The 20,679-nt window shown below is 36.4% G+C and carries 22 protein-coding genes; 16 read left to right on the top strand and 6 right to left on the bottom strand.

Features of this window, described 5'->3' with window-relative positions; translation table 11 throughout:
• Positions 1-54 precede the first annotated feature (54 nt).
• The 4 genes from ACN6MT_RS26905 (at position 55) to ACN6MT_RS26890 (ending at position 5,533) form a co-directional block, all read left to right on the top strand.
• The gene (locus ACN6MT_RS26905) at positions 55-924 is read left to right on the top strand and encodes a Cof-type HAD-IIB family hydrolase (protein ID WP_419888774.1); all 870 of its coding nucleotides are present in this window, start codon (positions 55-57) and stop codon (positions 922-924) included.
• A 123-nt stretch (positions 925-1,047) separates the two neighbouring features.
• Positions 1,048-2,559, top strand: a complete 1,512-nt coding sequence (locus ACN6MT_RS26900; RefSeq protein ID WP_419888773.1) for a coproporphyrinogen III oxidase — start codon at positions 1,048-1,050, stop codon at positions 2,557-2,559.
• A gap of 408 nt (positions 2,560-2,967) precedes the next feature.
• On the top strand, positions 2,968-4,584 hold the full coding sequence (locus tag ACN6MT_RS26895; RefSeq protein ID WP_419888772.1) for a long-chain fatty acid--CoA ligase: 1,617 nt from the start codon (positions 2,968-2,970) through the stop codon (positions 4,582-4,584).
• 160 nt (positions 4,585-4,744) lie between these two features.
• Entirely contained in the window at positions 4,745-5,533 is a 789-nt protein-coding gene (locus ACN6MT_RS26890) for an enoyl-CoA hydratase (RefSeq protein ID WP_419888771.1), read from the top strand.
• Positions 5,534-5,583: 50 nt separating this feature from the next.
• On the opposite strand, the gene ACN6MT_RS26885 is transcribed toward ACN6MT_RS26890, so the two are convergent.
• The gene (locus ACN6MT_RS26885) at positions 5,584-5,769 is read right to left on the bottom strand and encodes a YhzD family protein (protein ID WP_419888770.1); all 186 of its coding nucleotides are present in this window, start codon (positions 5,767-5,769) and stop codon (positions 5,584-5,586) included.
• Between the two features lie 116 nt (positions 5,770-5,885).
• On the opposite strand from ACN6MT_RS26885, the gene ACN6MT_RS26880 reads away from it, so the two are divergent.
• The 6 genes from ACN6MT_RS26880 to ACN6MT_RS26855 all read left to right on the top strand — a co-directional run bounded on the left by ACN6MT_RS26880 (position 5,886) and on the right by ACN6MT_RS26855 (position 13,664).
• Entirely contained in the window at positions 5,886-6,785 is a 900-nt protein-coding gene (locus ACN6MT_RS26880; protein WP_419888769.1) for an ABC transporter ATP-binding protein, read from the top strand.
• A complete protein-coding gene (locus ACN6MT_RS26875; protein WP_419888768.1) occupies positions 6,778-8,031 on the top strand; it encodes an ABC transporter permease in 1,254 nt (417 codons plus the stop codon). The genes ACN6MT_RS26880 and ACN6MT_RS26875 overlap by 8 nt, the downstream gene beginning before the upstream one ends.
• 113 nt (positions 8,032-8,144) lie before the next feature.
• The gene (locus tag ACN6MT_RS26870) at positions 8,145-9,362 is read left to right on the top strand and encodes a metallophosphoesterase family protein (RefSeq protein WP_419888767.1); all 1,218 of its coding nucleotides are present in this window, start codon (positions 8,145-8,147) and stop codon (positions 9,360-9,362) included.
• A gap of 16 nt (positions 9,363-9,378) precedes the next feature.
• On the top strand, positions 9,379-12,381 hold the full coding sequence (locus tag ACN6MT_RS26865) for an AAA family ATPase (protein WP_419888766.1): 3,003 nt from the start codon (positions 9,379-9,381) through the stop codon (positions 12,379-12,381).
• 38 nt (positions 12,382-12,419) lie between these two features.
• Positions 12,420-13,364, top strand: coding sequence for a 3'-5' exoribonuclease YhaM (gene yhaM, locus ACN6MT_RS26860; RefSeq protein ID WP_419888765.1), 945 nt, complete (start codon positions 12,420-12,422; stop codon positions 13,362-13,364).
• Positions 13,365-13,475: 111 nt separating this feature from the next.
• Positions 13,476-13,664: a sporulation YhaL family protein gene (locus ACN6MT_RS26855; RefSeq protein WP_063253217.1), complete on the top strand. Its 189-nt coding sequence runs from the start codon at positions 13,476-13,478 to the stop codon at positions 13,662-13,664.
• Between the two features lie 40 nt (positions 13,665-13,704).
• On the opposite strand, the gene ACN6MT_RS26850 is transcribed toward ACN6MT_RS26855, so the two are convergent.
• Positions 13,705-14,565 carry a peptidylprolyl isomerase gene (locus ACN6MT_RS26850; protein ID WP_063253216.1) on the bottom strand — a complete coding sequence of 287 codons (861 nt, stop codon included), beginning with the start codon at positions 14,563-14,565 and terminating at the stop codon, positions 13,705-13,707.
• 328 nt (positions 14,566-14,893) lie between these two features.
• On the opposite strand from ACN6MT_RS26850, the gene ACN6MT_RS26845 reads away from it, so the two are divergent.
• Both ACN6MT_RS26845 and ACN6MT_RS26840 read left to right on the top strand, forming a co-directional pair.
• Positions 14,894-14,983 carry a YjcZ family sporulation protein gene (locus ACN6MT_RS26845; protein ID WP_063253215.1) on the top strand — a complete coding sequence of 30 codons (90 nt, stop codon included), beginning with the start codon at positions 14,894-14,896 and terminating at the stop codon, positions 14,981-14,983.
• 60 nt (positions 14,984-15,043) lie between these two features.
• On the top strand, positions 15,044-15,136 hold the full coding sequence (locus ACN6MT_RS26840; RefSeq protein ID WP_063253214.1) for a YjcZ family sporulation protein: 93 nt from the start codon (positions 15,044-15,046) through the stop codon (positions 15,134-15,136).
• Positions 15,137-15,219: 83 nt separating this feature from the next.
• On the opposite strand, the gene ACN6MT_RS26835 is transcribed toward ACN6MT_RS26840, so the two are convergent.
• A complete protein-coding gene (locus tag ACN6MT_RS26835; protein WP_063253273.1) occupies positions 15,220-15,399 on the bottom strand; it encodes a hypothetical protein in 180 nt (59 codons plus the stop codon).
• A 219-nt stretch (positions 15,400-15,618) separates the two neighbouring features.
• Between ACN6MT_RS26835 and ACN6MT_RS26830 the strand changes: the two genes are divergently transcribed.
• Entirely contained in the window at positions 15,619-15,957 is a 339-nt protein-coding gene (locus tag ACN6MT_RS26830) for a DUF1878 family protein (protein ID WP_419888764.1), read from the top strand.
• Here ACN6MT_RS26830 and ACN6MT_RS26825 read toward each other — a convergent pair.
• Entirely contained in the window at positions 15,954-16,529 is a 576-nt protein-coding gene (locus ACN6MT_RS26825) for an HTH-type transcriptional regulator Hpr (protein ID WP_063253212.1), read from the bottom strand. The genes ACN6MT_RS26830 and ACN6MT_RS26825 overlap by 4 nt on opposite strands.
• A gap of 277 nt (positions 16,530-16,806) precedes the next feature.
• Here ACN6MT_RS26825 and ACN6MT_RS26820 point away from each other — a divergent pair, with 277 nt between their 5' ends.
• Positions 16,807-16,995, top strand: coding sequence for a hypothetical protein (locus ACN6MT_RS26820; RefSeq protein ID WP_419888763.1), 189 nt, complete (start codon positions 16,807-16,809; stop codon positions 16,993-16,995).
• A 59-nt stretch (positions 16,996-17,054) separates the two neighbouring features.
• On the opposite strand, the gene ACN6MT_RS26815 is transcribed toward ACN6MT_RS26820, so the two are convergent.
• Positions 17,055-17,579 carry a tryptophan transporter gene (locus ACN6MT_RS26815; RefSeq protein WP_419888762.1) on the bottom strand — a complete coding sequence of 175 codons (525 nt, stop codon included), beginning with the start codon at positions 17,577-17,579 and terminating at the stop codon, positions 17,055-17,057.
• 140 nt (positions 17,580-17,719) lie between these two features.
• Complete coding sequence (locus tag ACN6MT_RS26810; RefSeq protein WP_063253209.1) at positions 17,720-18,139, bottom strand: HIT family protein; 420 nt, start codon at positions 18,137-18,139, stop codon at positions 17,720-17,722.
• 588 nt (positions 18,140-18,727) lie between these two features.
• On the opposite strand from ACN6MT_RS26810, the gene ACN6MT_RS26805 reads away from it, so the two are divergent.
• Both ACN6MT_RS26805 and ACN6MT_RS26800 read left to right on the top strand, forming a co-directional pair.
• Positions 18,728-19,468 carry an ABC transporter ATP-binding protein gene (locus ACN6MT_RS26805; protein WP_419888761.1) on the top strand — a complete coding sequence of 247 codons (741 nt, stop codon included), beginning with the start codon at positions 18,728-18,730 and terminating at the stop codon, positions 19,466-19,468.
• Positions 19,461-20,672, top strand: coding sequence for an ABC transporter permease (locus ACN6MT_RS26800; RefSeq protein ID WP_419888760.1), 1,212 nt, complete (start codon positions 19,461-19,463; stop codon positions 20,670-20,672). The genes ACN6MT_RS26805 and ACN6MT_RS26800 overlap by 8 nt, the downstream gene beginning before the upstream one ends.
• The last annotated feature ends 7 nt before the right edge of the window (positions 20,673-20,679 follow it).

The following is a 20,679-nucleotide window of genomic DNA, read 5'->3' as shown; positions in this document are numbered from 1 at the left end:
AAAAATCATAAAAGTGTTATAAGGGTAACTTCACCAAGAACAGGGGGCAGCGTAATGATTTATCGTTTGCTTGCATTAAATATTGATGGAACTCTTTTACAAAGTAATGGGAAAATCCATAAGTCAACAAAGGAAGCCATTGAGTATGTTCAGCAAAAGGGAATTTATGTAACGCTTATGACATCGAGAAGTTTTCCTTCAGCCAAGAAGGTTGCAAGGGCATTAAAAATAAAAAACCCGCTAATTACGCATCAAGGTGCCGTTATTGCAAATATTCAGGATAAACAAAATTATGTCGAAAGAATTAACGAGAATATTACTTATGATACCGTTCGTTTCTTAGAAGGTATGCCGTGCCAAATTAGGCTGGTGCATGAACAATTTTCTTTAGCAAATAGGTTGAAATTAAATAACAGTTTGTTAGTCAAAACTGTCTTTACATCAGGTGATCCTGTTTTTTATTCCCAGCAATTTGTTTCGTCATTAAGTGAATACTTACATGATCAACCAGTGACTCCTCCGAAAATTGAGGTTTATTTTGAAGAGGAAAGTGATCTTCAGGATGCAAAAAAGGCGATTGAAAAAATGTTTACAGAAATTGAAACCATTCAACTAGATCGTTTACGATTAGATATTGTCCCATCTGGTGTTTCAAAGTTAAAGGGATTAGCTTTTCTTGGCAGTCATCTTGGTATCCAGCTCAAGGAAATGGTCGTAATTGGCGAAGGGTTGGATGATATCCCAGCGATTGAGGCAGCAGGATTAGGAGTGGCTATGTGGAATGCTGAATTTGAAGTAAAAAGAGCAGCAGACTGGGTGACTAGATCGAAAAATGAGCACGGTGTCGCCTATATGGTTAAGGAACACTTCAGAAAGCAGCAGCCAATTGAGTTTTTAAGAAAAATGAATATTATTAAAAAGTAAATGAGCAGACATCATCGTCCCGCACGATGATGTCTTTTACGTTTGTGAATGATTTCCATTGTATTGACCTTATTTTGGTGATTATGTACACTTAAAGAAGTTTATTTTGAAAGAGTGATTCTAATGAAAATTTCGATAATCGGGTTAGGGGACACAAGATTCGACCGGCAATTGACCCTGATTGCAAATTTGTTTTTTGAAGAAACAGAGATTGTGAAGGTTTTAGACGATGAGGCAGATTTAACGATAAAATTTATTATAAATGTAGATCATCACATTCAGGTTTCGGCCGATTTACTAGATACTGAAGGGAAATCCTTTTCAACAGATTATCAAAAAGCTGTACAGCCCTTTCAAACAGATAAGGAATATTTTAAACAGGTCAAAACTGCTGTCGCCCATGTATATTTAACTCTTTTGCAGAATTGGACAGGCATAACTCAAAAGTGGGGAATCTTAACCGGGGTCAGACCGACAAAGCTTTTACATCGTAAAGTCCAGGAGGGTGTGTCTGAAGAACTTGCCCACGAGCAATTAAAAAATGATTATCTGATTTCAGATGAAAAAATCAAGCTTATGCAGCATATTGTCGACAGGCAGTTAGCCATTGTTCCTGATCTTTATGACCTGCATAAGGAAGTCAGCATTTATATCGGAATTCCGTTTTGTCCAACAAAATGTGCCTACTGTACATTCCCCGCTTATGCAATAAACGGCAGACAAGGATCAGTGGATTCCTTCTTAGGTGGTCTCCACTATGAAATGAAGAAAATTGGTGAATGGCTAAAGAAAAAAGGTGTACGAATTACAACGGTTTACTATGGCGGTGGTACACCAACGAGTATTACGGCAGAAGAAATGGATATGCTTTATGAAGAGATGTATGAGTCATTCCCGGATGTTGAGAATATACGAGAAATAACTGTTGAGGCAGGCCGTCCGGATACGATTACTCCTGAAAAATTAGAGGTATTAAAGAAGTGGAAAATAGACAGGATTAGTATAAATCCTCAATCTTATACACAAGAAACATTAAAGGCAATTGGGCGTCATCACACTGTTAAAGAAACTATTGATAAGTATCATTTAGCGAGAGAAATGGGCATGAACAATATCAATATGGATCTCATTATTGGTCTGCCAGGTGAGGGGATGGCTGAATTTTCACATTCACTTGCTGAAACCGAAAAACTTATGCCAGAATCCCTAACGGTGCATACTTTATCGTTTAAACGAGCTTCTGAAATGACAAAAAACAAGGATAAATATAAAGTTGCAGGTCGAGATGAAGTAGAAAAAATGATGAATCTTGCAACAGAGTGGACTGAATGTCATGGCTATGTTCCTTATTATCTCTACCGTCAAAAAAATATTCTTGGTAACCTTGAGAATGTCGGCTATGCGTTTCCAAATCAAGAAAGCATATACAATATCATGATTATGGAGGAGCAGCAGACGATTATCGGGATTGGCTGTGGTGCTTCAAGCAAATTTATTGACCCGCTTTCAGGAAAAATCACTCAGTTTGCTAATCCTAAAGACCCTAAAACATATAATGAAAGCTTTGAAGCTTATACGGAAGAAAAAATAAAAATACTAGATACAATCTTCTCAGAAAAGGGATCCCCTGCATAAATGGCAGGGGATTTTTAATGGAGTAATCTTCTACCTGACCGAAAAAAGCGAAAATCAAAAATTGGGTCAAATGGGAGGCTCATACCTGACCGAAAAAAGGAAAAATCAGAAATTGGGTCAAATGGGAGGCTCCTACTTGACCGAAAAAAGCAAAAATCAGAAATTGGGTCAAATGGGAGGCTCCTACTTGACCGAAAAAAGCAAAAATCAGAAATTGGGTCAAATGGGAGGCTCCCACTTGACCGAAAAAAGGAAAAATCAAAAATTAGGTCAAATAGCATTGCTCATGCATATTTGCTAAAAAAAATCGTTCTCTATAGAGGAAATGTCTTATACATAACGAATATTTAATAGGACAAAAGAATACTATGATTTGAAAACGCTTTCAATTATGGAGGGGATTTAGCAATGATGCAAACACCTTTAACAATGTCACAGATGATTGAGAGAGCAGAAAAGTATTTTCCAAAGAAACAGGTTATTTCCAGAACATCAAGTGGCATTCATCGGTTTACGTATAAACAAATCGGTGAAAGAACAAGACGACTTGCAGATAGTTTAAATAAACTAGGAGTAGAAAAAGGTGATAGGGTAGGAACACTAGCGTGGAATCATCACCGTCATTTAGAAGCATATTTTGCCATTCCATGTATGGGTGCTGTCCTACATACCATTAACATTCGACTCTCTCCGCAGCATATTTCGTATATCATCAATCATGCAGAAGATAGTATCCTCTTAGTAGACCCAGACTTAGTTCCATTACTAGAAAAATGTGCACATGAATTAAAAAGCGTTAAGGCTTATGTGATTATGACAGACGACAAGGTACTTCCTAAAACTACACTTTCACCAATCTATGATTATGAAACATTATTAGCGGAAGCAAATCCTAACTTTCAATATCCAGATGATATAGAAGAGAACGACCCTGCAGGTATGTGCTATACCTCTGCGACTACAGGAAATCCAAAAGGGGTTGTATACTCGCATAGAGGGATTTTTCTTCATAGTATGGCGTTAGGGCTGGCAGATAGTGCCGCTATGAGTGAGAAAGACATAGCATTGCCAGTTGTCCCGATGTTTCATGCCAATGCCTGGGGTATGCCCTTTGCGGCAGTTTGGTTTGGGACATCATTGGTGCTGCCTGGACCATATTTTACTCCAAAACTGCTGGCAGAGTTTATAGAAAGCGAAAAGGTTACTATCACTGCTGGTGTTCCAACCATATGGCTTGGTCTGTTAAAGGAACTTGATGAGGGCTCTTATGATCTAAGTAGTTTAAGAGGAGTGCTTTGCGGAGGCTCAGCTGCGCCTAAAGGGATGATTAAGGCCTTTGAGCAGCGGCATAACGTACCATTCCTACATGCTTATGGAATGACTGAAACAAGCCCGCTCGTGGTTATTTCAACATTAAAAAGCTATCAGGAGAATTTAGATTATGAAGAAAGACTAGAAATAAGAGCAAAGCAAGGCGTTCTTGTTCCTGGCTTAAGCATAAAAGTCGTGGGCAAGGATGGGGAAGTTGCTTGGGATGGTAAAGAAATGGGAGAGTTATGTATTAAGGGTCCGTGGATTGCCTCAGAGTATTATAAGGATGAGAGAACACAAGACGCCTTCCATGACGGCTGGCTCCACACTGGAGATGTTGTAACCATCGACGAAGAAGGCTTTGTAAAAATTGTCGATCGAACAAAGGATTTAATTAAGAGCGGCGGAGAATGGATATCTTCCGTTGATTTAGAGAATGCATTAATGGCGCATGAGTCAGTGTTTGAAGCGGCGGTTGTTGCAGTCCCGCATGAACAATGGCAAGAAAGACCGGTTGCTTGTGTGGTATTAAAAGATTCATATAAGGATAAGGTGAAAAAGGAAGATTTAATTGAATTTTTAACACCGCAGTTTGCTAAGTGGTGGCTTCCCGATGAAATTTTGTTTTTGGAGGAAATTCCGAAGACCTCGGTTGGGAAGTTCTTAAAGATGACACTAAGAGAACAGGTTCAAAAGGAAGTACTAAGAAAATAAGTTGTAAAGGACAAAGAGTCTGATCTTTGTCCTTTTTACTTATAAAAAAAAATATATAAAATTACTATCAGTGAAAATTTTATATATTATGAAAATTTATTTTTTAACCATGGTATTCAAGCTATAATGGAAGTGACTAAGATTATGGGAGGCGTTTGGGGTGACAATCAATTTTGTAACGGATAAGGTGAAGTTGTGGGTGAATGGACGAGTTGCAACGGTAGAGATGAACAGGCCAGAATCATTAAATGCAATCGATGTGGATATGATAAAGGGGCTGGTAAGCAAATTTAAGGAAATAGCTGAATCGGATGATATTGATGTTGTGGTTTTAACCGGTAACGGTAAAGCCTTTTCAGCAGGGGGAGATATTAAAACGATGCTTTCTACCCTTGATGAAAGCGAATTCTTTCCTGTGATGGATTGTATTAGTGAATTAATCATAACTCTTTATAGTTTACCTAAATTAACAATTAGTACTGTGAGTGGTGCGGCGGCGGGGCTTGGATTTAGTCTTGCGTTGGCTACAGACCACATCATAGCTGATAAAACGAGCAAACTGGCAATGAATTTCATCGGAATCGGTTTAATACCAGATGGCGGTTCTCACTTCTTTTTAGAAAAAAGATTAGGAGAAGTCAAGGCAAAACAAGTTATATGGGATGGAAAAATGATGAGCGCACAAGAAGCATTGGAAATAGGATTGGTCCAAGAAGTTGCAGAAGATTTGCAAGAAACTCTAGAAGCAAGAATATCCAATTGGCTGGAACGTCCAGTTCAGGCAATGATCAAAACCAAAAAGATACTAGCAGATATGAACAGACCCCATTTGCTTAAGATTCTAGAGTTAGAAAAAAATGGGCAGCTAAACATGCGTCGAACATTCGACCACCAAGAAGGAATAAGAGCCTTTATAGAAAAACGACCAGCAAAATTTATCGGCAAATAAGTTAGACAGAAAAAAGAAGCATTTGTTGCTTCTTTTTTTCTGTCTGAAGACTAAGAATGGAACAATAAAAGCTTTCCGCTAGGTGATGTAAACCGATGTGTTTTATCTAGTAAATTCTTTTCTGTTAATAATTTCTCAGCTAATTCTTTTGCTGCCTCATCATGTTCAGCTTGAATAGCCTCATCTATTATTTTTTCCCCATTTGCCTCAAAGGCTGTTAATTTGTAAGTATTCATTTAGTTCTCCCCCTAAAATATTGATATTATAATATTTGCACAATTCTTGATATTTTGCAAAAGTGAAACTTTTCCATAGGACTTTCGTATTGTAATCTTTGAGAGGGGGAATTTGTATGGTTTTAAAACTTGAACATGTAACAAAACGATTTGGGGATTTCACAGCTGTTAATGACCTTTCCATCACAATACCTGAAAATGAAATGTTTGGCTTTTTAGGAGCAAATGGTGCAGGAAAGACGACAACCTTTCGGATGATTTTAGGGCTGCTAGATTCTAGTGAGGGAAAGATTACTTGGGATGGAAAGCCCATAAATTATTCTACAAGTCATTTAGTAGGTTATCTTCCTGAAGAAAGAGGGCTATACCCAAAATTAAAGGTTAGTGATCAGATTGTCTACCTTGCAAGATTAAGAGGTGTTTCGAAAAGTGAGGCTGTTTCTGAATTAAAATATTGGCTTGAGAAATTTAAAGTCCCAGAATATGAAAATAAAAAAGTAGAAGAGCTTTCAAAAGGAAACCAACAAAAAATCCAATTCATTGCAGCGGTCATACATAAACCCAAATTATTAATTCTTGATGAGCCATTCAGCGGTTTGGATCCTGTAAACGTTGAAATGCTTAAAGAGGCCGTTCTCTCATTAAAGCTAAAGGGAACTACAATTGTATTTTCAAGCCATCAAATGCATCATGTTGAAGAGATGTGTGAGCATCTTTGTATTATGCATAAAGGGGCCCCCATTGTTCATGGTTCTTTAAAAGAAATTAAACGTGCGTTTGGTAAAAAAAACCTTGTTATTCATGCTGATTTTCCATTGGATTTTCTAAAAAAATATCCAGGGGTAGTGAAAGCTAAATCGACAACCGAGGGGATTCATCTGCAAATCGATGGCGAATCTGTTGCAGAAAAAATCCTTAAAGAGATCGTCAACCAAGGATTTATCAGAAAATTTGACCTTGAAGAGCCTTCTTTAAATGATATTTTTATCGAGAAAGTGGGTGATTCCTATGAATAAATTTTGGATTATTTTATCCCATACGTATGTAAACAAATTGAAAACAAAGTCATTTTTAATCACAACCTTAATGACGGTAGTTATTACGCTAGCATTAACCAATATGAATAATATTATTGAAGCTTTCGATAAAGGCGGAGGTAAAGAAAAGGTAGCTGTTTTAGATGAAACAGGTCAGTTGTATGCACCGCTTAAAGAACAAATGAGTGCATTAAATAAAAACCTGCAGCTAACAGAGTTTGATGGTACAGAGGAAGAGGCAGAAAAGGAAGTGGAAGAGGGGAATTTTGTTGCGTTTGTTCAGCTCCAATTTGATGAGGAACAATTGCCTAAAGCTATATATAAAGCATTGACTGTTGCAGATTCATCATTATTTTCTGATCTTCAGACAGGGCTCCAACAAATCAAGACGATGCTTGCGGCTTCAAAAATTAATCTAACACCAGCACAGCTTCAGCAGCTATACGAACCAGTTTCTTTCGAGAAAATTGCTCTTGAAGAAAATGCGAAAACCGAAGAAGAACTAAATCAGGCCCGGGGACTCGTCTATGTCCTGCTTTTTATCATCTATTTTGCTGTCATCATGTATGCCAGTATGATTGCAATGGAAGTGGCTACGGAAAAGTCTTCAAGGGTGATGGAAATCCTGATCTCAAGTGTGTCTCCCATAAAGCAAATGTTTGGTAAGATACTTGGTATTGGTTTATTAAGCTTAACTCAGCTTGCGGTACTTCTTTCTGTAGGTTATTTTTCTATAAAACGGAATATGTCCTCTCTTGAAGGCGGCTTTTTTGACGCATTTGGATTTGGGAATATTTCTTTATCAACCATTGCCTATGCGGTTATTTTCTTCATCTTAGGTTATTTTCTCTATGCTACTCTTGCGGCATTTTTAGGTTCATTGGTTAGCAGGATTGAGGATGTTCAACAAATGATTACACCAATGACGTTACTCGTTGTAGCAGGATTTATGATTGCGATGTTTGGTCTTGGAAAGCCAGATTCACCGTTTATTGTTATAACATCGTATATCCCATTCTTCACCCCAATGATTATGTTTTTACGAGTAGGTATGCTGAATATTCCGGTTTGGGAAGCGGTCTTAGGAATTTCCATCCTGATGGCTACGATCGCCATCTTAGCGGTATTTGGTGCACGTGTTTACCGCGGAGGAGTACTAATGTATGGAAAATCGAATTCCTTTAAAGATATAAAAAAGGCCTTGCAACTAACCAAAAAAGAATAAAATGTGAAGGGCTTTGTCAAAACGGACAAAGTCCTTTTAATATTTTATTTAAGAACGTGCATTCGCTTTTTTGAGATGTTACAATGAAAGAAAACTCTGAAAGGAGCTTTCTAATGAAACAGATATCATTTATACACGCTGCTGACCTGCATTTGGACAGTCCTATGGTTGGTTTAAAGCATTTACCTGCGAATATCCTTTCAAGAGTGAGAGAGAGTACGTTCACTGCGTTAGGAAAGCTTACAGCAGCCGCTATTGACAACAACGTTGATTTTGTCATTTTAGCCGGGGATTTATATGATGGTGAGGATAGAAGTTTACGTGCACAATCTCGCTTTCGTAATGAAATGCAAAAGCTTTCAAAAAAGGATATTCCTGTTTATGTTATCCATGGAAACCATGATCATTTAAGTGGCTCATGGGTAAACCTTGATATGCCGTCAAACGTTCATTTTTTTGGCAGTGATGTCGAAATCAAGGTATTTCATACGAAACGTGGGGATACCGTCCATCTCTATGGCTTTAGTTATTTACAAAGACATATTTTTAATAAAAGAATAGATGACTATCAAAAACATGATCCTGCGGATTTTCATATCGGCATTCTCCACGGGAATGAAGGTGGAGGAACAGACCATGATAATTACGCTCCTTTTTCTATTAAAGATCTCTATGAGAAAGGATTTGATTATTGGGCTTTAGGTCATATTCATAAACGGACGATATTATCAGAATCGCCGCCCATCATTTACCCAGGAAACCTTCAAGGGCGTAATAAGAAAGAAGTAGGCGTAAAAGGATGTTATCACATCACATTAAATGATTTCGAAGTTAAAAAGGAATTTATCGAAACTTCGGATATTCTTTGGGAGGAAGTTACGATTGACGCTGCAGGGGCAAACAATTTCCAAGAAATACTGCAATTATGTCAGCTAAACATTGAACGGTTGCGTAAAGCTGGTAAAGGTACGCTTGTTACCTTAAACCTAAAAAATGTTCAATTAGATAATACTCAAGAGAAAAGAATTCTAGATACTGAACTTCTAGAGGTACTGTTAGACTATGAAAATGATGAAGAATCATTTGTTTGGACCGTTACATTAAACCTGGAAGAGAACCAGCAGCTTGATAGAAAAAAATTAATGAATGAAGCAGATTTTTATACAGAGCTGTTTGCCACCATCGATGACTACCAGACTACTGAGGAGGCAATTGCACCTTTATATCAGCACCAATTGGGTAGAAAATATTTAATAAGTCTAACAGAAAGTGAACAGAAAGAATTAATGGATAAAGCTGAGAAACTATTAATTGGCTTATTATATCAATAGTGAAGGAGATGATTGATTGAAAATCCAGGAGATACATATATATGGCTTTGGTCAATTAACGAATACCGTTATTAAGGACCTATCTGATTTTCACGTGTTTTATGGTGAAAATGAGGCAGGAAAATCAACGATCATGGCATTTATTCATGGAATCCTGTTTGGGTTCCCAACGAAGCAATCATCAGAACTTCGCTATGTACCGAAAAACGGCTCAAACTATGGCGGTAAGCTTAGAATATTGTTTGATGAGTTTGGTGTTGCCACGATAGAAAGGATTAGAGGCAAGGCTTCTGGGGACGTTACAGTCACACTGGAGGATGGTACCCAAGGTGAAGAAGAACTGCTTAAACAACTGCTTGGGAATATTGATAAAGGACTTTTTCAAGCTATATTTTCTTTTAATTTACATGGGCTGCAAAATATCCATCAAATGAAAGGGGAGGAATTGGGTAAGTTTTTATTTTCTACTGGTACACTTGGAACAGAGCGCCTAGCGAAAACAGAAGCAGAACTTCAGAAGGAGTTAGAAGCTCGTTTTAAACCAAGCGGAAAGAAGCCGTTGATAAATGAAAAACTTAAAGCACTTCATGAACTTAGCGGTGAGCTAAAAAAAGCAGCCGCCAAAAATCTTGAATATGAAGTAATAGTTTCTGATAAAGAAAAAATCACTAAGGAAATGGCAGAGGTAAGCCAGGCACTGAAGAATGTAAAAAGCGAGGTAGAGAGGCTAAGTGAATGGCAAAGAATCCATTCCCTCGTCAAAGAAGAAAGATGGATAAATACAGAAATCAAATTACTTGGGGAAGACCCATTCCCTGCCAGAGGTATTGAACGAATAGAAAAATTTAATCAGCTCATTTATCCGTACAATGCTCAGATTTCAAGTTTACTGGACAGAATCACTCAAATTAAAAGTGAAGTTTCCTCAAAACAGCCAAATAAGCAAATGCTTGCGGATGAATCCCAGCTCCTAGGTGCATTAGACCAAATTCCCATCTATGAACAGTTGGTCCTAGAAAAACAACAGTGTGAATTAAAATTAGTAGATTTAGAAGATAAAATCATCATCATAAATGAGAAACTTCACTTACCTTTAAGAGAAGAAGACGTTCATACGATTAACACCAATATCTATATGAAAAATCAGGTGGAGCAGGCAGCAAGGAAAAAGCAAAAGCTCTTAGAAGTAAAACAGGAACTTGAGGAGAAGTTTCGAGAAGAAAAAAACTCTCTTGAGGAGCTGGAAAAGAAAGTTAGCTTTGCAGAAACTCAGATGATTCCAGCTGATGATAGATCGCGCCTTGAAAAGTTAGTCAATGATGAAAGTGAAAAAAGAAAAGTTGAATACGAATTAAAAGCTGTACAAGACAAAATAGAGTATTATCAGCATACTCAAGAACAGGATAAGAAAACATTTGCTGTATTAAAAAAGCAAAAACAAATTCAATTTTTAACTATTGGAGTATTATTGCTGGTTCTATCACTATATGGTTTGTATTCCAAGCAATGGATACTGGTAGTGATGGGGGTATTAGGAACCTTACTAATCGGTTTTTTTCTAGGTAATAACAATAGTCGTAAAAATAATGCAAAAATCAATGTGGCTCTAAGTCGGTTGTTAGACGATGAAAAAAGGTGCATTCAAATACTCGAGAGATATAAAAATAGTAACATCCCAGCTCTCCAAGAAAAATTGAAGCAGGATAATTATTGGAAAGAACAGCAGCAGCTATTCAAAATAAAGCTCGAACAGCAGCAAACACAATATGAAAAAGTCATCATGAAATTTGAGGAGTGGGAGATTGAAGCAGCTGAAAATAAGGAAATGTTACTGAAACTGAGTAGTGAACTTCATATACCAGAGTATATTGCCGATGCTTTTTTTCTTGAAGCCTTTGAGTTAATTGAACAATATAAACTAATTAGCAGAGAAAAAAAGAATTTGCATGCAAGGTTGAAACAGATTCACCTCGCACAGACTAACATTTCCGAAAGGCTCTTCTCTTACGCAAAACAATATTTAGCAGACCTTGGTAGTGACTTATCGAAGATGGGGTACTTATTGCGGACTAAATTAAAGGAAGAACATGGAAAGTTAATAAAAGTCCAAGAAAAGCAGGAAAAGCTAGATGATCTTGAGGCAGACCTGCACCAAATGAAACAGGAACAAGCACATCTCATTTCGGAAAAGAAAAAACTTCTGGAAGAAGCGAATGTGGAGGAAGAAGGGGCATTTTATGAGCTTGGGAAAAAATTTGAAACAAAGTTAAAGCTCATCGAGAGGCTGGAGGATATTAGTAAGCAGGTCCAATACTCTTTTCTAAAGGCAGACGATATAGAAAGATTCTTACAAATTCATAATGTAGAAGAACAATTAATTTCTTATCATGATGAGATAGAAAGGTTATCGTCAAGACTAATGGAACTGCAGGAAAAGCAAGCGGCTGTAAATTACCAGATTCAAATTCTTGAAGAAGGAGGATCATATTCTGAGTTACTCCACCACTATAAACAGCAAAAGTTTGAGTTTGAAGAAGCAGCAAAAGAATGGTCAGTTTTTTGTTTAGCACAAAACATACTAACCCAAACAGTTGAAAAGTACAAAAACGTTCATTTGCCGAGAATACTGGAGAAAGCAGAGGAGTACCTATACTTCCTGACAGAAAAACAATATCAGCGTATACATCTGCAACAGTCAGGAACTGGTTTTTTAATAGAAAGAAGCGATTATACTCTGTTTGAGGCAAATGAGTTAAGTCAAGCTACTACCGAGCAAGTGTACGTTTCTATAAGATTGGCGCTTGCCGCCACCCTCTACGAAAAGTATCGCTTTCCAATTATCATTGATGATAGTTTCGTGAATTTTGACGCTAATCGTACCAAAAAGGTAATGGAGCTTTTAACCAATCTTAAATATAATCAAATTTTATTTTTTACTTGTCACACACATTTGCTTCAATATTTTAACCCAGAAAATGTTTATTATCTTCATAAAGGTAAAGTCGAAGTAATTTCATAGAGAATGTTATACTAGTGCTATGGGGAGGAGAGAGACAGATGACTAAAGGAATACTTGATTATGATTTCGGAGTACAGGTTGATCTGTATTTACTTATTAAAAGCGCCACAAAAGGGATTGCTAGTAATGGAAAGCCGTTCTTAACACTTATCCTTCAAGACCAAAGTGGTGAAATAGAAGCAAAACTATGGGACTCTAATGAAGAGGATGAAAAGAATTATACCGCGCAAAAAATAGTTAAGATTATCGGGGATATTCATAATTATCGTGGTAAAAGCCAGCTGAAAATTCGGCAGATTCGAAGAACAGGGCCAAGTGACTCAGTAAAGCTGGAGGATTTTTTAGAGACCGCACCATTAAGTCAAGAAGAGATGATAAGTAAACTGACACAATATATCTTTGATATGAAAAATCCAAATATCCAAAGGATTACCCGCCATTTATTGAAAAAACATCAAAAGGCTTTTTTAGAATATCCGGCAGCAACGAAGAATCATCATGAGTTTGTATCAGGACTTGTCTATCATGTTGTTAGTATGCTCGACCTAGCAAAATCAATTGCTTCACTTTATCCTAGTCTTGATAAGGACTTACTCTATGCTGGAGTGATATTACACGATATGGGTAAAGTGGTTGAATTATCCGGACCAATTTCTACAGTTTATACAGTGGAAGGAAATTTACTAGGTCACATAACCATTATGGTAAATGAAATCGGCAAAGCCGCTGAAGAACTCGGGATAACTGGTGAGGAAGTGTTAATACTAAAACACTTAGTCTTAAGTCATCATGGAAAGGCTGAGTGGGGAAGTCCAAAGCCGCCATTAATTAAAGAAGCAGAAATTCTTCATTATATCGATAATCTCGATGCAAAAATGAACATGCTCGATCGTGCATTAGAAAGAGTTAAACCTGGTGAATTTACTGAACGTGTATTTGCCTTAGACAACCGATCATTCTATAAACCGATATTTCATAAATAAAATAACCCATCTACTGGGTTATTTTTTTTATACTCAGTATGAATATTTATCAATAAATCGAATATGTTGTATAAAAAAGTGGACAACCACTAATGAAGGGAGCAAAAAAAAATGACTATTCCTATTTGGGTATATGCAGTCGTGGTTGGTATCGTGATAAGCGCGTTGATGGCAATCAAAACGGGTAGAGAAGAACGTATGTTGGAGATGGAAAATATTGAAAAAGAGGGAGAAATTTATTTAACACGGTTGGAACAAGAAAAAGAACGCCGTGAAGGAGAAAGAGCCACAGGGGAATAAAAAAAGAAGGGACTCCATGAGAGTTCCTTCTTTGCATCAATTACTGAGCCGCAGGTGCTGGATCTAACGCACCCTTTAAATCTTTATCGCTAATTTTTACTTTTGCATCCTTAATTTCTTTTTGCATAATTTCGTTAATCTTCTCATTTGTTAATTTTGAAGATTTTAATTCTTTTTCCATTTGGTCTTTCATTTCTTCATAAGACTTCTTTTCTTTTTTGTCTGTTAATTGAATGATATGATATCCAAATGAGCTCTTTACTGGGCCGCTAATTTCATCTTTTTTAAGGGCATATGCAGCAGCTTCAAAATCCGGATCCATTGCTCCAGGACCAAACCAGCCTAAGTCACCGCCAGCTTGCTTTGCCGCTTCATCAGTAGAATATTTATTGCTTACATCTTCAAATTTTTCGCCAGCGTCAAGTTTTTGCTTAACTTCTAAAGCTGTTTTTTCATCAGCAACGAGAATATGACGAGCCTTGATTTCAGGCTTGTAGTTGTCGTAGTATTCCTTTACTTCTTTATCTGTTACTTTTATAGACTTCATGGCAGCTTTTTCTTGCATCATACCAAGTTTCATTGTCTCTTTAAAATCTTCTTCATTAGCGTATCCGTATTGTGCCAGCGCCGCTTGAAAGTTATCTCCGAGCTGAGCCTTCAATTCATCAACTTTTGCGTCTAATTCTTTGTCAGTTACTTCGTATTTCTCAGATAGGACTTTTTCATAGACAAGCTGTTGTAGTGCTTGTGCACCCACCTTTTCCTTCATTGCTTCATAAAGTTCATCCTGTGTAATATCTCCAGCAGAGCTTTCTGCCACAGTTGAACCTCCGCTCTGATTACACGCAGTTAAGGCAAAAACCCCGCCAGCTAATGTAAGGGCTAACATCCATTTTTTCATGAGGAACCTCTCCTAAACAGTAAAATTCTTGTGGGTTTTTGTCCACAAACTATACTATATCATAAATGAGAACGTCTGCAAAAATATTTCCTGAATTTGTGTACTGAATTTTGGGCATTTAACCATTGCGATTTAGAAATTCGTACATACGATAACATGTAACAAAAAAGAGATCTATTTAAGCTCATCGGCTGAACGTCATGATTTCTATGTATAAGAACCCAGTAAGAAAAAGCTGGACTTTTTCCTAAGAAATAAGGTAAGCGCCTAGTCGAAATGCATACAGCTTGAATAGTATATCGTAGTAAATAATAAAGGAGGTATTACGATGAGTGGTGGACACGGATACGGAGCAGGATTTGCATTGATTGTAGTCCTATTCATTCTATTGGTTATTGTTGGAGCGGCTTGGTTTTAATTTAAGCCTTACCGCCTGAGGCAGACAACAACTTTACCATCTACGAAAGGGGAGAAATGTGTGTCTGGAGCAACTGGTTTCTACGGTGGAGGATTTGCGTTAGTCGTGGTCCTATTCATCCTATTAATAATTATTGGAGCTTCTTGGTTTTAATCAAAAACAAATGTAAAAGCGATGAGAAAGTTTTCTCATCGCTTCTGTTTTTCTCTAACATTTAAACATTACATAAAGTAAACCTATGTATACAATATTTCCACATAGGATGTGATCAATAATATCGTGACAAGTACATTTATTGTGCGAAATACTTTATGCTGACGTTCTTCCGGTATATCCTTTTGAATACATAGGGAATTGGTCATTTTGTTAATGTAGAACAAAATGAAAATAGCCAAAACAATAAAAATGGAGATCATCATCGATTCCCTCCCTGATGTTCATGATATGTTAATACATTATCAAAAATTTACATAAAAAGATAGTTAAAAGGAATGGTAGAAAAGTAGGAAATAAATTGAAATAAAAACTATGGAAAATTTTATTTCGCGTTCTATTCTAGATAGGTTTATCTCGGACTGATAAAGGTACATAATGAAGGTAGAAATGTAAAGCAATGACCCGGAGGTCGAAAATCAATGGACAATTACGTTGAACTGCAAGCTCGTGTTAATCTTCTCGAATACCATCAAAAATTACTTTTAAAGTTGCTGACTGCCCCAAATCTTGAATTCTATAGATTGGTAATCGAGAACGGGGTATCAGAACATGAGGTAGAGGCGTTTAACCAGCTATGTGAGCATTTGAACAAAAAAATGGAAGAACAAAAAGCGGAAGGGTTTATTAACTTTCATCCGCTTTTTAATGAGTTTCTATATTGTTTACCGGAAAATCTTAATGCAAAGGAAGTTGTTCATGCTTGTTTAAAACAACATTTATTCGAACCGCTTTTTAAAGAGTTTACTAAATGTCTTTAAGAGAGTTCTTGTTCTGTTTTTTCTGACTTTTTAAGTTTTCCATCATTCTCGTTAAATTCTGTTTCAATATTATGAAAAGAACGTTCAAAGATTTCCATAAAATCTTCACCATAAATATTACGAACAATCGCCATCATTTCAATAATATCGGGAAACTTTCCATACAAATCTCTTAATGGCAAGGCACCAACAAATGCAGCATTGCCACTGGGATGATAGGATTCCATTAAGCGAAGAAAGATCTCATCACCTTCAGGGGTGAGCTGAATATACGTATTTCGTTTATCATTTTCTTTCTTTGAAAATGTAAGTAAACCTCTTTCTTCCAACTTTTTCGAAAAATTGAACGCTGTTGAGACATGCATAACACCAAACTTTGCCACATCCGAAATTGATGCTCCATTTAAATGGTATGCAATCCAAAGGATATGATGTTCATTAATATTTAAATCAAAAGGCTTTAACCATTGCTGCCAATCCTTCTCAATCGATTTCCACAGGGCTTTGCTTAATTGTGCAATCCTTTGGCTAAATAGCATCGCTTCTTTCATTGAATACTGTTTCTCCGACATCCCCAATTTCACCTACTTTTTTATTTCTCTATTAACATTATGCCAATAAAATAAAAATTAATAAAGATGTAAATTCACAAAATTTTTAGAAATTATGTTTTTTTCTACTTGTAATTTATATTTTTTTATATTTAATACAAATGTAAAAAAATAACTCTCCCTTATTTTAAGGTTTTTCTTTAAATAATGCCAACCTTTTGAATATTCTACATAGGGGAGCTCGGCAATACATACTAATGATAATATCAACTCTTGTTTCTTCAATAGGGGGTATTAAATGAAGAGCGTAACTTCGGTCCTTTTTTTGCTAAGTATAGTGCTATTTATCAGTGCTTTTTGGAATGCTCTAGCTTTAAAAAGACCAGGATTTTATCCACCTAAACAAGTATTAAAGAAGAGAGCTGCATCTTTAGCAGTCGCTGGCGTGATATTTTTGCTAGTGACAATTATTTTATCACGCTTTTAATCATGTATTTGATGTTATAGAAAGAAAAGAACCTTTCTCGGGTTCTTTTCTTTTTGGTGTTATTTTGAAATGACAATAGATGATGTCTTTGTTCTTTTTACAACAGAAAGAGCAACTGGATACAAAATAACCATAATAATTGTGTTCAGTGCAACTGCAGGTAAAACACCAGCAGCAAATAAAGCTGTGAAAGAACTTGGTAAGCCTACAATGTAATAGGCAGAACCCAAAAAGACAGATCCTGAAACCAATGTCCCAATTGCAGTTAAGACGGCCACACTAATAATGGAGTTTCGGTATTGCTTTAATGCCAAAAATAAACCAAAAAAGACTAAGGCAGTTATGGGCTTATCAATGATATTTGGCAGTTGGCCTCCGGGAAAACCTGTTGTGAGTGCGGAAAGACCTCCTGTCACAATTGACAGTAACATAACACTTTTAATTTCTGGAATAAGAATAATTCCCAAAAACATCATTGCCAGCATCATATCTGGTTTAATAGTGAGGAAGGCTGGCATTACCGTATGCAAAACTACCCCAATTCCCGCCAAAAGTGATAGGACTACTAGATTCCTTGTATTCATTTCTCATCTCTCCTCTGCTTAACTAAGCTATTAGTTCCTCCTGCAGTGCCCTAAATGCCTGCAGCGAAAAACTTGTTTTCATTATATCACAGGAATATAAAAATGATAAAGAAATAATTTTCGGACAATTCAATCTTTTGTTAGAGGTGTTTATTGATATTTGCTGCCATTTCTTGCAATGTCTGTTGAGTATAATCGCTGGTATTGCTTTTCCAAACTGCTCCAAATCCGTCTCCTTTACCATAGCGCGGGATTAAATGAATATGGAAATGAAATACTGTTTGCCCTGCATGTTCCCCGTTATTATTAACGAGATTTAATCCGAGTGGACTAAACTCCTTTTTTAGTGCATTGGCAATTTCGGGTACAGATTCGAACAGGTTTTTAGATATTTCAGGAGTCAATTCAAATAAATTTTCTTTATGTACTTTCGGGATGACCAATGTATGACCTTTTGTGACCTGACTGATATCAAGGAAGGCAATAATATGTTCATTTTCATACACCTTCGCAGCAGGGATATCACCATTAACAATTTTACAAAAGATACAATCACTCATTAACTATACAACCCCTTTTGGTTTTTATATCCGTATTTTACCATATAAATGAGCAATAAAAAAAGAAAGAGACAGGATCCGCATGGAATCCTGCCCTCTCGAAGGGGAATTGCTTCATATTATACGTTCATCAGGAATTACGTTTGATAAACACCTCATTTGACAATTTAGTGTTTTTTATAAACGGTAATTATTGTTCAAGCTGACCATCCCCTATGTTGTTTTTATAGTTGCATCAACTTATAAAAACGGATGATAATCTGCCGTAAACACCTCATTTATTTTTTGATAAATAGCTGGTGTTAAATGAACTCTAAATGGTTACCAGGCAACTTGTGCAAAACAACCATCCCCTTATTTGAAACGTTTAGAAGCTACTGGTTTGAAAAGTTAAATGTCTTTGACAGACACCTCATTTCAAATTTTTGATGAATCACTTCATCGAGTAGGTGTTTCCCCTTCGAATATTATGATAACCCGTTTCGAGAAGAATATACAAAAAAAAATCAAAAATTTGAATTCCTATTTTTATGGCCATTGTTTTGGTAAAATGTAAGGTAATTATTATGCTATGGAAGGACGGAGCACATGTCTTTATTATCGATAGAAAGCCTTACAGGAGGATATACAAGAAATCCAGTCCTAAAAGATGTCACTTTTGAGGTAAAGGAAAAAGAATTAGTAGGACTAATCGGTTTAAATGGTGCCGGGAAAAGTACAACAATTAAACACATTATCGGTTTAATGGAGCCTCATAGCGGGGCAGTGAAAATAAATGGAAAATCAATTACGGAAGATAAGGAAGCTTATCGAAAGATGTTTACCTTTGTCCCGGAAACTCCGGTACTCTACGAAGAACTCACCCTTGAAGAACATTTACGATTAACGGCTATGGCATACGGATTAGATGAGTCTACATATAAAAAAAGAATTGGAAATTTATTAACACAGTTTCGAATGGAGAAAAGACTGAAATGGTTTCCGGCTCATTTTTCAAAAGGAATGAAACAAAAGGTAATGATCATGTGTGCTTTTCTGGTGCAGCCTTCCCTCTATATTGTTGATGAGCCATTTGTTGGTCTTGATCCACTTGGAATTCAGTCATTACTTGACTTAATGAAAAAAATGAAAGAAAACGGGGCGGGCATATTAATGTCTACCCATATTCTTACCACCGCAGAAAAGTACTGTGACAGATTCGTTATTCTTCATGAAGGAAAGATTCGTGCAAAGGGTACTCTTACTGATTTGAGAGAACAGTTCTCGATGCCACAAGCTTCTTTAGATGACCTATATATCCAATTAACGAAGGAAGAAAATTATGTTTGATGATAAAAAGCTATGGAAAGACCGATCTGTTCATCGTTTAAAAGAATTTGGTGTTTATCTTCGATATATTCTTAATGGCCATCTTGTCGTTGTCCTTTTGTTTTTATTAGGCACAGCTGCTTTTTATTATCAAGACTGGGTAAAATCATTGTCTCATGAATTTCCCGCGGAGATCATTATTGCTGTTATTTTAGGTGTATTTTTAACACACAGTCCTGTTTATACATTTTTACTTGAAGCAGACCAAGTGTTTTTAATTCCACTTGAAACGCGTTTAAAAGGGTACTTTTTACGTTCTGGGCTGCTTAGTTTAGTTTTTCAGGGATACATTCTATTGATGGTTTTAGCCATTGTTATGCCAATGTATGCTCATGTCAGCGAAAATGGCTTTCAATCCTTTTTTATTTTCTTAATGGTTTTGTTGGTTATCAAGGGCTGGAATATTGCAGTAAATTGGAAAATCCACTTTTATGTGCAGCCGTCCGTTTATACTTCGGACATGGTCGTCCGTTTTTTTATTAATGTGTTATTTACTTTTTTGCTTTTCAATAACGCACCTATCCTTTTTTTATTAATATTTGCTTTGATTATGGCTTCTTATTATCGAGCCTTCTATGTCAGGGCGGAAAAAATGGGTTTGAAATGGGATTTGCTTATTGCACAAGAAGAAAAGCGGATGGCTTCTTTTTATCGATTAGCGAATTTATTCACAGATGTACCAAAATTAAAAGATACCGTGAAAAGAAGAAAATGGCTTGATATTTTGATTAATCAGATACCCTTTTCACAAGCTAAAACTCTTGATTATTTATTCGCAAGAACATTCTTGAGATCATCTGATTATTTGGGTCTTTTTATTCGATTAACGGTAATAGGCGGGTTAGCACTGTATTTTATCTCCTTTGGAGCAGGGCAGGTCGTATTTTCGCTCTTATTTATCTATTTAACCGGATTCCAGCTGCTGCCATTATGGAATCATCACCAGAACAAGCTTTGGATTGATTTGTATCCAGTTTCCCAAGAGTATAAATTAACTGCTTTTCATTCCCTTCTTACTAGGATTTTATTTATTCAATCCTCCATATTTGCGTTAGTGATCTTGTTTAAAGGGGAGTGGATATTTTCGTTATTAATTTTCCTATCTGGACTCTTGTTTAGTTTTTTATTTGTTACTGTTTATAGTAAGAAAAGACTAAAAGCATGAATGGATT

The sequence above is a fragment of the Neobacillus niacini genome, from assembly GCF_048572935.1.
GTDB classification, from domain to species: Bacteria; Bacillota; Bacilli; order Bacillales; family Cytobacillaceae; genus Neobacillus; species Neobacillus niacini.
This window is presented reverse-complemented; position numbering and strand designations above follow the sequence as displayed.